The organism is Acidobacteriota bacterium (genome assembly GCA_016713675.1).
Classification (GTDB): Bacteria; Acidobacteriota; Blastocatellia; order Pyrinomonadales; family Pyrinomonadaceae; genus OLB17.
In genome coordinates this window covers 440,614-456,252 of sequence record JADJOS010000001.1, presented here as the reverse complement: position 1 = coordinate 456,252, position 15,639 = coordinate 440,614, and the positions used below count along the sequence as shown (strand labels likewise).

Genomic DNA, 15,639 nt, shown 5'->3' with positions numbered 1-15,639 from the left:
TCTGTTCATGGTGCTCCTTCCGATGCTCTCCATATACCCCATTGATTAGCGCTGCACGCGCACGACACGTATCCCATCTTCCCCACCAATGACGACCTTGGAACCGTCCATATTGAACGACACTGACTTAGCCGGCTTCGTCTCTTTGACCGTCCAAAGCTCGGCCCCGGTAGCTGCATTCCAGATCGCGACCGAGCCGTCTTCGCTCACGCTGGCGATGATCTGTCCGTTTGGACTGTACGAAACGGAATTGACCATTTTCGTGTGGCCCTTGATCGCAGTAATTTCCTTGCCCGTATTCGCGTCCCAGATCGTTATCGATCCGTTGGAATTACCTGAAACGAGGTGCTTGCCGTCAGGGCTCATTGCAACGCTTTCAACCCCATTGAAGCTTTGTCCGTTGATCGAAAACACTTCGTTGCCCGTAGAGATCTCAAACAACTTAAGCATCCGGGTGTAGCCATGGCCGCCGGTCACGCGGCTGCCGTATTTGCTGAAAACAACGGGGCCGTCGACATCCTTTATGATTTTTATTTCGGCACCGGTCTTTGCATCCCAGATACGTACAGATCGCGCGGCGGTATCTTGATTGAAACAGCCGGCCGCAACGCGTGCTCCGTCGCGGCTATATGCGACCGATCCACACAGTTCGGACGGTACATTTTTCAGCGCTACACCGGGAGTTCCATCAGCGGCGTTCCATACGCGAACCGAAGGCGCGGGTTTCGAATAGTCGGGGCGGCTGCCGGTTACGATGCTTTTTCCGTCGGGACTAAATGCCAGGTCAAATATCAAGTTGCCGCTTACACTCGCATTTGCGGCATACATCTGCTCGTTGTCCGTGCCCCTCCAGTGTTTTAGAGAATTATTCCAACCTCCGCTGGCTATCATATTCATCACCGGGCTGAATCGTACCGTCATTACCGATTCTTTCTCATTGAACAACGATTCCTGGATCAATGAGACATTACCGATCGGAACGTTAGTCGATACGGGCGGTTTCGTTGGAAAAGGAGCCTTTAACGAGGCCATCTGCTGACGAGCGGTCTCGGCACAGCGGCCTTTTGGAAATTGAGTGAGGTAGGACTGATAGTCCTTTTCATTTCGGCTGTCCTTTATCGAGTTCCACTTTGCTTTCTCGGCCTTGCCGGCTAATTTCAGCGACGCCGGCGGGCACGTCCGGCTCTGCGTGTATGCGGTTTGGGAACAAACCCAAACCAGGCAAGTTACCAGGAAGAAGACTCGAATGTGTCGGAAAGTGAATATCATATTGTCCTTTGTTTTAGGCATTCTTGCTCCATTCTTCTTAATCGGCCACCACGCCACCGTTTGCCGTCCAATACGTAACACTCGTTCCTTTTGTCGCGCTTGAGATCTTTGCACCCTTTAGGTTGACTGATAGGCCGACCTCTGTGCGGGTGGCTATGTCCTTTTTGATATTCGTTAGGTCGGCACCCGGGATCCTCCGCCATTCTTCGTCGGAATAGTTGCTTCGGACCTTCGCGAAACCTTCGTCGTATGTGAAAAATCCGCAATCTGTCAGATCTGCTCCGCGAAGATCCGCATTAGTGAGGTTCGCTATGTAGAGTTTGGATCCCGATAGATTGGCAGATATCAGAATTGCGCCGTTCAATTTAGCCCCTCTTAGGTCAGCCCCTCTTAGGTCAGCTCCTGAGAGATCCGCCCGGTTCAAGATGGCGTCCATCAGATTCGCCCCGGATAGATCCGCCCTCGATAGATTGGCGTCGTTCAGATCGAGATTCTTGTATTTATCGACAGGCATGGTGATATTTGAAGCGCTCAGATCAGCTCCCATAAGGAATGCTCCGGCAAAATTCATGTCGCGATTACCCTGATTCTTGAGCTTCGCGACCCAGCAATCGCGCTGTTTGAGGACTTCAGCCTGTGTGATCGTGTCCTTTTGAGCCATTATCGCCTGGGCGGTGAGGCAAGTTGCCTGGGCCTGGGTCCCGATCGAGCCGAAACATATTAAAACGGCCGAAGCCGCCGCTCCGATGATGAAATTACGGATATTGATCTCAATTGTTAGTTTTTTCATGTTGCTCCTTTGAGGCTCAAACGCTCATTAATCGCGAATTTGATAATTTCCCTATTCACTTATTCAAACGAGAACGGGCAATGAAAAGGGACAATGTTATCGAGAAATAAAATTCAAAGAAGAAAAAAGCGGATAACCCCAATCGAGGAAAGTGAATCATAGCGGCTAATTGGCTACTTGCTAAGTAGAAACTGATATATAATCCATAAATTCCCCTGATTGCCGATGTCTGTTAAATCAACCAGCGAGATCACCCAGCTTCTTAATGATTGGAGCGGCGGCGATGAAATAGCTCTTGAGCAATTGATGCCGCGTGTCTACTCGGAACTGCATCGAATGGCCCGGCAATACATGAACAGCCAGCCGAGCGGCCACACGCTGCAGCCGACGGCGTTGATACACGAGATGTACGTCAAACTCGCCGGGCAGGACGAGCAGAAATGGGCGAACCGAGCACATTTTTTCGGTGTTGCGGCCCAGGCAATGCGGCATATTTTGGTCGATCATGCCCGCAGCCGGGCGTCGAGAAAGCGTTCAGGCGGCCAACGGGTCGATCTGGACGAGGCGATGATGGTCTCGGACGAGCGGAACGCCGGTCTCGTTGAACTCGATGACGCTCTGACGAGGCTTTCCAAATTGGACGAGCGAAAAGGCCGTGTGGTAGAGATGAAATACTTCGGCGGCCTCAGCAATGAAGAAATGGCCGATGTCCTTAGGGTGACCACGAAGACGGTTATTCGGGATTGGCAGTTTGCCCGGACATGGCTGCTGCGTGAACTATCTACCTGATATGAAAGCCGAGCGACTCGCACAGGTTGAGGATATTTATCATGCCGTACTCGAAGTGTCGGCGGAGGAATGGCCGTCGTTTCTCACTAGTTCCTGCGGCGGCGACGCCGATTTGCGGCGTGAGGTCGAGTCGCTGCTTTCGTATTCAAACAAACCGCACAGCCTGATCGATGTCCCGCCGCTAGACGTTGCAGCGGAACTCGTCCGCGAGAATCACCACCCCAATATAATTGGGAAAAAGATCAAACATTACAAGATACTTTCGCAGATCGGTACGGGCGGCATGGGCGATGTCTTTCTCGCAAAGGATACCGTCCTCGAACGCAACGTCGCGATCAAATTTGTCAGCAAACAATTTTCGCAAGACGCTGCGGGCTTGAAGCGATTTTTACGGGAAGCAAAAACCGCGTCATCGCTCAATCATCCAAATATCATTACCGTTCACGAGGTTGGAAAAACTAAGGACACTCCGTTTATCGCGACCGAATTCATCGAAGGCAAAACGCTTCGCAATGTTCTCGATAACGGCGGCTTACGGTTTGAGGAATCGATCGATATTGTCGTTCAGGTTGCATCAGCTCTTATCGCCGCCCACTCGGCCGGAATATATCATCGCGACATAAAACCCGAGAACATAATGCTGAGGTCCGACAAACTGGTTAAGGTCTTGGATTTTGGTCTGGCAAAGATCGCAGGAACACCCACGCTGGGTGAGTACACGATAGTGCCGGTTCAAAATGACCTTAAATTGTCATCTCCGGGCCTTGTTATGGGAACGCTGGCTTACATGTCGCCCGAGCAGGCGGCCGGCAAAATAACCGATGCCCGCAGCGATATTTGGAGCCTCGGCGTCGTGATGTTTGAGATGTTCTCCGGCCAAAAGCCATTTATTGGAGATTCGCCGGACGAACTTAGGGCTTCGATATTGGACGGATCGCCGTTGTCGTTAGTTGAAAGCATTCCCGTTGCCGTTAGAGACGTTATCGCCAAAACTCTGGCTAAAGATCCGAATGCTCGCTATCAAAGTGCGGACGAACTGCTCAGCGATATCAACAAGTTCGGCGGAGGCCAAGTTGTTCGCGCCCGTAGAAAACATCGGGTGCTTACGATGGGCGTCGGGGCCATGTTGATAGCATTGCTCTCATTCGCGGGCTATTACTACTCCACTTCGAATTCAAAATCTGTGAATTCGATCGCGGTGATGCCGTTTGAAAATGAAAGTGGCGACACTGAAGGCGAGTATCTGTCGGATGGAATGAGCGAAGCTCTGATCAACGAACTTTCCCAACTCCAGAACGTCAAAGTCATCGCTCGCGGCTCCTCATTTAAGTACAAAGGTCAAAACACTGACATCCAACGCGTCGCCCGTGAACTAGGCGTTCAGGCGATCATGACCGGCAAAGTCTCTTTGCGGGATGGCATGTTAAATGTGAACGCAGAGTTGGTAAATGCGAGCGATAATTCACAGATATGGGGCGGAAGTTTCGTCCGCCGCCGATCGGAACTGGAACAGATCCACAGGGATATTGTGCGGCAGATCGGCGTGAGTCTAAACCTATTGCCCGCTAAATCGGGACAGCAAGTTGCTCAAGCAGATCCTCAAGCGTATGAACTGCTCTTGAAAGGGCGTTACTCACATTCAAAAAGCACGGAAGAAGGGGCAAAAAAGGCGATCGAATATTTCGAACAAGCGATCGCGATCGACCCGAACTATGCATTGGCACACGCGGCTATGGCCAGCTCATATCTCTATTTGGGAGCAAATGGGTTTGACGCTCCGAACGAAAGTATGGAGCGAGCGGAAATTGCCGCCGCTCGGGCTCAGGAGCTTAATGGCGACCTTGCCGAGGTTCATCTTGCATCAGCGACGATCAATCAATTTGCTTGGAATTGGGCTGCCGCTGAAAACGAATTCGAGAAAGCGACAGAACTAAACGCGAATCTCGCGTCGGTGCATTTTGGCTATGCTCTTTTTCTCAGCACGCAGGGAAGGCACGAACAGGCGATTGTTGAAATGAAGCAGGCTCGAGATCTGGATCCGCTCAAGAAGGGAATCAATCTCAACATCGCATACGTGCTTTACTTTGCACAGCGTTATGACGAGGCCCTGGAACAATACTCGAACGGGATCGACTTGGTGCCTGAGTATGGCGGAGCCTATTACGGCCGAGGATTGGCGCGAACCGCGACAGGAAACTTCGCGGAGGCTATCACCGATTTCAAAGAGATGATCCGTCTCAATGGAGAACACACCGGTGTCAATTGTTATCTCGGATACGCACTTGCGAAAGCGGGCCGGATCAATGAATCGAGAGCGATCCTGCGACGGCTTGAAAAAGGAATCGAGTATGTATCGCCCGTGGAGTTGGCGATTTTATATATCGGACTCGGCGAAAAAGAAAAAGCTCTCGCCGCCCTCGAACGCGGCTTTGCCGAACGGGATTCGCAGATGCAGTTTCTAATGATCGAACCAAATTTTAACGAAATACGATCGGAACCGCGTTTTGCAGAACTCGTGCGAAAAGTCGGCCTGCCATCCTAGTTCAAAATGACCAGCAACGTCGAAGAGTACGAACCGGGGTCGATCTATTCGTGGGATCAGGTCAGCGAAACTCATCGCGTTCGCAACGGTATTTACCAGCGAAACGGGCGGCTGATATCGCTGCTCACCGATTTCGGCAGGATCAATCCGTGCTATCCGGATTTTCACGGCGACTCAACGGACATTATTCACTACACAGGCTCGGGACGACGCGGCGATCAAAAGCTCGATCCGGCAAATCGCGCGTTGCTCGATGCAGTCGATTCGGAGATCGCGGTTCCGCTGTTCAACAAACTTGCCCCAGGCCGTTGGGAGTTTCTCGGTCATTGGCGAATTACGAATGGCAGTTACATTTTCGATGAAGGTCAGAGTAGAATGGTGTGGAAATTTACTTTAGAAAAGGTCTACGGAGATTGTTGAAATGAGAAATGTCGCGCTTGTTCTCTTTGTTTTCGCAGGTTTTGTTATAGGTTCTGTCGCACAAACGCCGACGACTGCCTGGTCGCCGGAGGTGCAGTTAAAGGTGAAAGCGTTGGGTGTGCCGCGTGTTTCGCCGGATGGCTCGAAGGTTGTTTACACGGTTGTCAGCGAGGTGATGACGGCTGATAAGAGCGAATACCTGACGCAGATATGGCTCGCCTCGACCGATGGAAAAGAGAATACGCAACTCACCTTTGCCGACAAGTCTTCGACAAATCCGAAATGGTCGCCGGACGGAAAGTGGATCGCGTTTACATCGACCCGAAAAGACAACAAGAGCAATCTCTATCTGCTCCGCGTGGGCGGCGGCGAGGCTGAGATGATGACAGACGTAAAATCCGGCGTTACGGATTTTGACTGGTCGCAAGACGGACGAATGGTCGCCTTCACAATGACCGATGCCAAGTCTGAAGACGAAGAGAAGGATGACAAGGCAAAAAATGATTTTCGGTATGTCGATGAGAATATCAAACTCGCCCGGCTCTATGTAATGCCGGTCGCAAAGGACGCAAACGGCAAACGCGAATCGCGGAAACTGACCTCCAACAATCGCAGCGTCAACGGCTTTGACTGGTCGCCTGACAGAACGAAGATCGTTTTCAGCCACGTCAGCGATCCTCGGGCAGATTTTTGGCCGACATCTGATATATCGGTCGTCGATGTCGCGAGTGCGGCGATAACGCCGCTAGTCGCGACCGCCGCGGCCGAAAGTAGTCTAAGCTATTCGCCGGACGGCAAATGGATCGCGTTTTCAGCGAGCGACGGCCCGGTCCATTGGGCGCAGAGCAACCGTGTAAGCATAATTCCCGCAGGCGGCGGACCTGCAAAGGTAATGCCGCTCTCTCATGACGGACAGCCCGGTATCATCGCCTGGTCGGCCGACGGCAGCAAGGTCTATTTTAACGAGGCGAAGGGAACCGGCACCTCGCTCTATTCAGCTAATGTCGGTTCAGCAACGATCACAGAGGAGCAGACAGACGATGCCGTTATAAGCGGCCTAAACCTCAATTCAACCGGTACAGCGTGGGGTTTTGTAAAACAGCGTGCGAGCGAACCGGCCGAGGTTTTCGTTGTCAAAATGGGCGATCAAACCCCAACACAAATCACGCGTTTTAACGACGAATTTACCAAGATCCCGACCGGTCGAACGGAACTCGTCAAATGGAAAAGCAAGGATGGCCGTGCTGTCGAGGGCCTGTTGACCTATCCAGTTGGTTTCAAAATGGGAACGAAAGTTCCGTTGATCGTTAACATCCACGGCGGCCCGGCGGGCGTTTTTCAGCAGAGTTATCTCGGCGGCCGCGGCGTCTATCCGCTTGCGACATTTGCCGCTCGCGGATATGCGATACTGAGGCCGAATCCTCGCGGTTCTTCCGGATACGGAACTGAGTTTCGGCGTTCGAATATGAAAGATTGGGGCGGCGGCGACTACGAAGACATCATGACAGGCGTCGACAAAGTGATCGAAATGGGTGTTGCCGACGCGAACAAGCTCGGCGTTATGGGCTGGAGCTATGGCGGCTACATGACCTCGACGATCGTCACAAAGACCAAACGATTCAAGGCTGCTTCGGCAGGAGCACCGGTGACGAACCTGATGAGTTTCAATGGAACCGCAGATATACCGGCGTTCATACCGGACTATTTTGGCGGACAGTCATGGGAGATCCCCGAGGTCTACTCAAAACACTCCGCAATGTTCAATGTGAAAGGCGTCACGACGCCAACTCTCATTCAGCACGGTGACGCCGACATCCGCGTCCCGATATCGCAGGGCTACGAATTCTACAACGCTCTAAAACTTCAGGGCGTCCCAACTCGGATGATCGTCTTACCACGCCAACCCCACGGCCCGACCGAACCGCGAATGCAGCTCGCGGCAATGCAAAGCAATTTGGATTGGTTTGAGAAGTATTTGAAGTAAAACGGAGAGATTGACGTGTGAAAAGAGGCCTACTCAAGAAGTTTGGGGCGGCCTCTTTTCTATTTGCTCAAATTTCTAGTGAATGAATACATTCGGCACGGGAACATCGGAGGCAATGCCCCAGCGAACGCCCGTAAATCCTGCACTTGAGCGCAACAGGTACCATATGCCATCGGACGGCCGGTAAACGGCAGCATCGGCTCTGCCGTCACCGTCGTAATCGGCAGGCACCGGCTTATCACCCAACAATCCAAAAGGAAAGATGGTGAATGATCCGTTGCCGCTGTTAACGATGTACCAGACTCCGGTGGAAGGCCGGAAAACGGCAAGATCCGTCTTTCCATCTCCGTCGAAATCGGCCGGAGCAGGGATATCCTCGGCGATGCCCCAGCGAATCGCCCGCTGCACTCCGTCAGCACTGCTGTGCCACCACCAATTACCATCCGATGGACGGAAAATAGCCGGATCGGCGATCCCATCGCCATTAAAATCAACGATAACGGGTTTATCGCCGGCAGCCCCAAACCAAATGTCGGACTGTACTCCTGTCGCGGTGCTTACGCGATACCAATGGCCGTTCGACGGCCGGTAAACCACATAGTCCGAACGCCCGTCACCGTCGATATCGGACGGCATGGCGATGTCACCGGTCTGGCCAAGACGGTAGTTGATCTGCTGGCCGTTCAAAGAGCTGAGCGACCAGAAATCACCGTTTGACGGCCGATGGATCGCAATGTCGGTCTTTGAATCACCGTCAAAATCGGCCGCTACCGGCAGATCGCCCGCCAACGCAAAAGGTGTCTGATTGAAGCCAGAATCAGAACTGCGAAGTATATACCACATGCCTTCGCTCGGACGGAATACCGCGACATCTGCTTTTCCATCGCCGTCAAAGTCGAACGGTGGCCTTCTGACCGCAGGTGCTACGGGCTGCCAATCAACGTGATGGCCATTCGACAACATCAACGTTCCGGTTCCTCCGCTTATTGGCGAAGAGTAGATATTATAAGTTCCAACTCCTGATATACCCGAGTAAATAACCCGTGTTCCATCCGGCGAGAACGAAGGTTTGTAAATAAATCCGCTGAAGCCCATGGAAACCGGATTTGCCCCGTCAGCATTTGCGATAAAAAATTCCGACCGAAATGGCCCACTATCGTACCGCCGAAACAGCAGTTTAGTTCCATCCGGCGAAAATGACGGATTATTATCAGAGAGCGGAGCGGCCGTTGACGGAAACGTGATCTGCACAGCGTTCGAACCGTCAGCGGCATTCATCGTGTAGATCGCCGTTCTACCCTGTGGCGTGCTTTCATAAGCTCTAGCAAAAACGACCTTTGTGCCATCGATTGAAAACGAAGGTTCTTTGTCCACAACCGAATTGTTGGTCAACCGCTGCAGATTCGAGCCATCCGCCGCATTCATCGTATAGATCTCCGGGTTTCCGTCGCGATTGCTTACAAACACTATCTTCGAACCGTCCGGTGAATATGCCGGATATTCATTGTTACCTGAATTATTGGTCAATCGCTGGAGATTCGTTCCGTTTGTATTTACCTGATAGATTTGACGGGTTGCGTCTCGATCGGACATAAAGGCGACCTTGTTGCCGTCCGGTGAGAATGCAGGGTCTTCGTTAACGTTGCCCCCATTGGTGAGATTGATCAGGGTCGTACCATCAACGCTCGAAATGAAGATGTCCGAGCCGCGAACGAACGTTACCTTGCCATTCACCTTGCAGCCCGGCGTAGAGCACGTCTGGCCGCCGGCGAAATCTGCGATCCGGTTTGTAGTAACACCGTTGAAGATCTTTCGACTCGGAGTGAAAATGTGGTTTGCGAGTGTCGGCGTCACGGTGTAAGAACCGCCGCTCGGGAGGTTTCCGAAGCTAAACTCGCCCAACACATTCGTGGTCGCCGCCATTGTCGCCGAACCGGATAGATTGACAGTAACACCCGCGAGGCTTTCGCCATTTCTGTTAATACGGCCGCTAATTATTACAGTATTTGGTTGGACTGCAACGGGTTGCCAAGCCGGATTGTTATGTTCGGTACGGCCAGGACTTGTTGGATTGTCTGCTAGGGTGCGAATCTGATTGCCGCCTACCGCATCCATCGTATAAATGCCGTCTAAACCGTTGATCGAGGTTCCGCGTCTGACATAGGCGATTTTTGTACCGTCGTTTGACCACGAAGGGGCACGGTCCCCGATACCATTGGTCAACGCAACTTCGCTGGTGCCGTCAATGTTGATGACCGAGATGCCGGAGCCGCCTTTGGAGAAGATAATTTTCGTGCCGTCCGGTGACCACGCCGGACCCGAATCATAGTAGTTGGGGCCCGTCAGGCGGCGTTCATTTGTGCCGTCGGTGTTTATTATCCAAATATCGCCGCCGGATTGGAACGCGAGTTTGATGCCGTCCGGCGAATATGCCGGGTCGGCGGGCAGGGGCTGCGTGATCCCTGGGAAGGGTGCTTGCATCATGCCGTTCGCATCCATCGTCCAGATCTCTGAATTGCGTTCGTAGGCGATCTTGCCGGTCGAGGACCACGACGGATCGCGTTCGGACGCGATTCCGGTTTGTGTATTGGTGAGATTTACCTTCCCGCTCCCGTCGGAGTTCATCACCCAGATCTCATTGTCGGTTTCGTAAACGATCTTTGTGCCGACCGAGTTCCACGAAGGATTGTTGTTGTAAATTGGCGGAACGCCTGCACCCGCAAGGTTTACGGTGCCGGTTCCATCGCTGTTGGACGAAGCAATGGCAATGTACCCAAAGCCGCTCGTAGTGAAATCCGTCCGGTCATAGGCGAGTCGGCCTAGGGCTGTTGGTTGGGTGGCAACATCCTTGGTCGACGATTCCCGGGAAAAGCCCAAGAAGCCGACTATTGCGGCAAACGCCAGCACAGCCAAAAGGATCGCCCGATGATCAACAACAATAAGTCTTGTGGAAGTTCGTTTCATTGCAGTAACCCCTTGCAAATATACTTGAAACCAAATTCTCTCAGTTACCCATGCAATTTACAATAGTAATGCGGTTGAGACAGCGTCCGAAACAATGCTGAGTTAACCCTTTTTCCCGAGATCTACAGCGCGTTTGTAAGCGGCATATACGGCTTTCGACAGCACTGTCCTCAACGAACCTTTCTCCATTTGATAGATAGCCTCCGCGGATGTGCCGCCGGGCGAAGTGACCATATTGCGAAGCTCCGCCGGATGTCTGTGCGATTCCATCGCGAATTTTACCGAACCTAGCATCGTTTCCTGAACGAGTTCCTTGGCCATGTCGCGTGAGAAGCCGAGGTGGACGCCGGCGTCGGTCAGGGCTTCCATCACCATAAAGATATATGTTGGCCCCGTTGCCGATAATGATGTCGCCATGTCGATCATATTTTCGGTCTCGACGAACAACTCTTTGCCAAGAGCGGCGAGTATTTCGCGAACATGTCCGCGTTCAGCGTCGACGACAGCGTCGGTACACGTCCACGCCGTTATTCCCGCACCGATCTGCGAAGGCGTGTTAGGCATTGCGCGAACGATCTTCGCCGTGCCGAGTTCGTCGGCAAGGTGCTCAATTCTCGCTCCGGCGACGATCGAAAGAACAAGCTGATCAAGATGCAAAACGCCGGTAAGATCGCTGAGGACGCGAGCAAGCCGCTGCGGCTTAACGCAGATCAAGACCGCCGAATTCGCCTGCCCGACCACGGTTTTGGCGGCTTCGGCGTTGCTCTCAAACACGGCGATGCCGTACTTTTCCGTGAGTTCTGAGCGCCGTGACTCGCGTGGGTGGCTCGCCGCGATGTTCTTCGGATCGACCAGTTCACGCCGCAGCAGTCCAGCGACCATCGATTCGCCCATCACGCCGCAGCCGATAAATGCCAGATGCAGATCGTTGAGTTTCGTTGACATGATAAAAGTTTAGATCGAAAGCGGAAGAAACGCGAGTATGACCGAGCTCCCGGTGTGGCGACTAGGCAGGCTCGTTCATACTTGCGTTTCAGCATTCGGACCGGCTCCGATTTTTATTGAATTGTTTACCGAAATGACATACTATCCCAATACAATAAAGACAAAGAGCAATTTTGGATGATGAACGCGGTGGGTTGTTTCGCCGCGAGGTGATTCGAAAAAAGGGAGATTTATGCCGAGATCACAGACGGGTTTGAAGCTGACGGTCGTAATGAGCAGGGTTCGATGGATCATTGTTATTGCCATTCTTGCCGGAGTCGCGCTCCCCGCGATCGCGTTAAGGTTGATCGGGACGACGACCGTCTCGGCGCAGATCACTGATGACCAGATCGCCGCTCCCGAAGCGACGACCGTGATCTCGGGCAATCTTGCGCCGATCACGATCAATGACAACACGACCGCATCGCTCTATCCGTCCGAAGCGACCGTCAGCGGCGTCAATACGTCGATCACGCGGGTCCGTGTGCAGTTGAACAACTTCTCTCATACGTTTCCGGACGATGTCGATATCATTCTCGAAGGCCCGCAGGGGCAGCGGGCGATGGTGATGTCGGACGCCGGAGCCGGTATCGATGTTAGCGGCCTAAAGTTGATCTTTGATTCGACGGCGGCCTTATCCGCAGTTTTGCCGGATGAATTGCCGCTGACGACCGGCACATTTCGGGCGGCGAATTACGGAAACACCCCGACTCTTTTCACCGACACGTTTCCCGCTCCGTTTCCTGCTCCGAACACATTGACCGACGCACCGGCCGATCTGAGCGTATTTCACCAGACAAACCCAAACGGACAGTGGAAGCTGTATGTGGTTGATGACGCCACGCAGGACACGGGCTCGATCGCGGGCGGCTGGACGCTGCTTGTGATGGTGCCAGCGATCTTTACTGTCAATTCAACGAATGACCCCGGCAACGGCGTTTGCGACGGTTCGGAATGCACCCTTCGGGAGGCGATCAACGCCGCCATCGCCGCCCCCGGCAACAGCGATCAGATCAGTTTCGATTCCAGCTTTAACACGCCGAAGACCATCGATCTCCTCACGCCACTTCCCGACATCACCGAAAGCATGGCGATTGCCGGCCCCGGAGCGAATCTACTCACCGTGCGACGCTCCTTTAACGCAGTCACGGACTTTCGCATCTTCACGATTCCTATCGGCATCACGACCGGTGTCGCCATAAGCGGAATGACTATCACCGGCGGGCGTGATACCGGGCCTTTCGGCGGCGGGGGCATCTACAGCCAGAGTCTTCTGACGCTGGCCAATGTTCATGTAACCGGCAATCAAGCAAGCAACGACGGGGGCGGAGTGTTATTGAGGTTCGCTGATGGACTATTTACAAGAAGCACGTTTAGCGACAACAGGGCAGGCGACTTCGGCGGCGGAATCGCGACCCTCATAGATGATCGTACTTTGCGGTTGGTGAGTAGCACGATAAGCGGCAATGTCGCGAACACTGGCGGCGGCATCATGAATAACGCGAATGCCTCAAGCAGCGTCAACAGCATATTGGAGGTAATCGGTAGTACCATTGCCAACAACACGTCGACAGGATTCAGCCCCGTAGGCGGCATTGCTACCACGGTCAGCCCTGGAGCAGGGGCTTCCGCAACGACGACCCTCAGGAACAGCATTGTCGCGAACAACACACCGATCAATTTGGCGAAATTCGGTAGCACGGCAACTGTCACGACCAATGGCTTTAATCTGAGCGACAACTACAACGGCGTGTTCACACCGCTCGCCAACGACATCACCAGCGCGACACCGCGACTTGCTCCCTTAGCGCTCTACGGCGGGCAAACGCCGACGCACGCTTTGCTCGGCGGCAGTCCGGCGATCGACGCAGGCAACAGTTCCGGCGCGTCGACCGACCAGCGTGGGCGGACTCGTCCATTTGATTTGCCGTTCGCTCCCAATGTCAATGGCACGGACGGCGCAGACATCGGCGCGGTGGAAATGTATTCGTTCTTTCTCGTGACCAACGCAGGCGGAGTGGGATCAAACAGCCTGCGCGACGCAGTTGGCTCATCGCCCACGAACAGCGACATTTTGTTTGACCCGACATTTTTCAACACGCCGCGCACCATCACGCTCGGCGGGACGGAATTGGTTATAGACAGAAACCTGAACATCATCGCCCCCGGCGCAAATCTCGTGACCGTTTCGGGCGGTAACCAAAGCCGCGTCTTTAACATCAACTCCGGCTCTACCGCCACCTTGAGCGAAATGACCATCACCGGCGGAAATGGGAGCGGCGGTGGCGGCGGTGCGATCAATGTCTTTAGTCCAAACACCACTTTAAACCTCAACCGCTCGCGCATTACAGGCAATACGGTAACGAACGGCAACGGCGGCGGGTTATTGAACAGCGATAATGCAGTGGTGAATATCAGCGACTCGACTTTTGATAACAACACCTCAACATTCAATGGAGGTGCAATTCAAAATGAAACCGCAACGCTGATGACGATTCGCAATACAACCATCTCCGGCAACACGGCAAATAGTTCATCACCCCTTGGCGGCGGCGGTATCCATCAAACCGGCACCGGAACGCTGACAATTAACAACTCCACCATTACAAACAACACAGCTGCCGGAAATGGCGGAGGTATCCGTATGGCAAATGGTTCAATCAACGTCCGCAACACCATCATTGCCGGAAACATAGACGCTTCGGGCGGCAATGCGCCTAACATCTTCGGCACATTTGTTTCTAATGGCTTCAATCTCATCGGCAACTCTGCCGGCGGCTCAGGCTTTACAAATGGCGTTAACAGCGATCAGGTCGGTTCAGCCGCGGTGGTGTTGAATCCGGGACTTGCTTCCTTAGCACTAAACGGCGGGCAAATGCCGACTCACGCGTTGCTTTTCGCAAGCCCTGCTCTCGACAAAGGCAACAGTTCCGGCGCAACCTCAGACCAACGCGGCCTCAGACGCCCCGTCGATCTGCCCGCAACGAACGCCCCAAACAGCGACGGCTCCGACATCGGTGCATTCGAGGCACAGACGGCGCCTGTTGCTCAGAATCGAGCCCCATTTGATTACGACGGCGACAACAAGACGGACATCTCGATATTCCGTCCCGGGCCCGGCGAATGGTGGTTGTCTCGGTCATCGAATGGAAGTAATTTCGCGACGCAGTTTGGGTCATCGTCCGACAAGATCGTACCGGCCGATTTTACGGGAGACGGCAAGGCAGACATCGCATTCTGGCGGCCGTCGAACGGTAATTGGTTCGTATTGCGAAGCGAAGACCTGACGTTCTTTGCGTTCCCGTTCGGTACGAACGGAGATGTGCCTGTTCCTGCGGATTTCGACGGTGATCTCAAAGCCGATGCGGCCGTTTTCCGTCCATCGACGCTTACCTGGATCATCCAAAAATCGACCGGAGGGGTCGATTTCATCGGATTCGGAGCATTGAATGACAAGCCTGTGGTCGCCGATTACACCGGGGACGGAAAAGCAGACATCGCAATATTTCGTCCGAACGGGGGCACTTCTGAGTGGTGGGTCCGCCGCAGTTCCGACGGCAGCGTATTTGCACTGCAATTTGGAGCCTCGACGGATCGTCCGGTTCCGGGCGATTTTACGGGTGACGGAAAAGCAGACATTGCTTTTTGGCGGCCGTCGAACGGGAACTGGTTCGTACTTCGTTCCGAAGACTTTTCTTTCTTTGCGTTCCCATTTGGTACAAATGGCGATGTTCCGGCACCGGGAGATTATGATGGCGACGGCAAATTTGACGCTGGGGTCTTCCGTCCGTCTAACTTCACGTGGTTTATCGACCGCTCGACTGCCGGAACGTTGATCCAGACGTTCGGCATCGCCGGTGACATCCCGACGCCAAGTGCTTACATACCTTAACTAGT

Annotated in this window: 9 protein-coding genes; 5 read left to right on the top strand and 4 right to left on the bottom strand. The window is 53.5% G+C overall.

Translation table 11 applies throughout. From position 1 onward, the window contains the following. Positions 1-45: 45 nt before the first annotated feature. The gene (locus tag IPK01_02055) at positions 46-1,290 is read right to left on the bottom strand and encodes a WD40 repeat domain-containing protein (GenBank protein MBK7932284.1); all 1,245 of its coding nucleotides are present in this window, start codon (positions 1,288-1,290) and stop codon (positions 46-48) included. Positions 1,291-1,306: 16 nt separating this feature from the next. Next, the gene (locus tag IPK01_02050) at positions 1,307-1,840 is read right to left on the bottom strand and encodes a pentapeptide repeat-containing protein (protein ID MBK7932283.1); all 534 of its coding nucleotides are present in this window, start codon (positions 1,838-1,840) and stop codon (positions 1,307-1,309) included. A 444-nt stretch (positions 1,841-2,284) separates the two neighbouring features. Here IPK01_02050 and IPK01_02045 point away from each other — a divergent pair, with 444 nt between their 5' ends. The 4 genes from IPK01_02045 to IPK01_02030 are packed head-to-tail and all read left to right on the top strand — an operon-like array spanning position 2,285 to position 7,794. Then, entirely contained in the window at positions 2,285-2,848 is a 564-nt protein-coding gene (locus IPK01_02045) for a sigma-70 family RNA polymerase sigma factor (GenBank protein ID MBK7932282.1), read from the top strand. Position 2,849: 1 nt separating this feature from the next. Next, positions 2,850-5,390: a protein kinase gene (locus tag IPK01_02040; GenBank protein MBK7932281.1), complete on the top strand. Its 2,541-nt coding sequence runs from the start codon at positions 2,850-2,852 to the stop codon at positions 5,388-5,390. 6 nt (positions 5,391-5,396) lie between these two features. Continuing rightward, positions 5,397-5,810, top strand: a complete 414-nt coding sequence (locus IPK01_02035; GenBank protein ID MBK7932280.1) for a hypothetical protein — start codon at positions 5,397-5,399, stop codon at positions 5,808-5,810. Position 5,811: 1 nt separating this feature from the next. Next, on the top strand, positions 5,812-7,794 hold the full coding sequence (locus tag IPK01_02030) for a S9 family peptidase (GenBank protein ID MBK7932279.1): 1,983 nt from the start codon (positions 5,812-5,814) through the stop codon (positions 7,792-7,794). A gap of 75 nt (positions 7,795-7,869) precedes the next feature. Here IPK01_02030 and IPK01_02025 read toward each other — a convergent pair whose 3' ends face one another. Both IPK01_02025 and IPK01_02020 read right to left on the bottom strand, forming a co-directional pair. After that, positions 7,870-10,758: a PD40 domain-containing protein gene (locus IPK01_02025; GenBank protein MBK7932278.1), complete on the bottom strand. Its 2,889-nt coding sequence runs from the start codon at positions 10,756-10,758 to the stop codon at positions 7,870-7,872. 102 nt (positions 10,759-10,860) lie between these two features. Further along, the gene (locus IPK01_02020; GenBank protein ID MBK7932277.1) at positions 10,861-11,703 is read right to left on the bottom strand and encodes a pyrroline-5-carboxylate reductase; all 843 of its coding nucleotides are present in this window, start codon (positions 11,701-11,703) and stop codon (positions 10,861-10,863) included. A 232-nt stretch (positions 11,704-11,935) separates the two neighbouring features. On the opposite strand from IPK01_02020, the gene IPK01_02015 reads away from it, so the two are divergent. Beyond that, on the top strand, positions 11,936-15,634 hold the full coding sequence (locus IPK01_02015) for a CSLREA domain-containing protein (protein MBK7932276.1): 3,699 nt from the start codon (positions 11,936-11,938) through the stop codon (positions 15,632-15,634). The last annotated feature ends 5 nt before the right edge of the window (positions 15,635-15,639 follow it).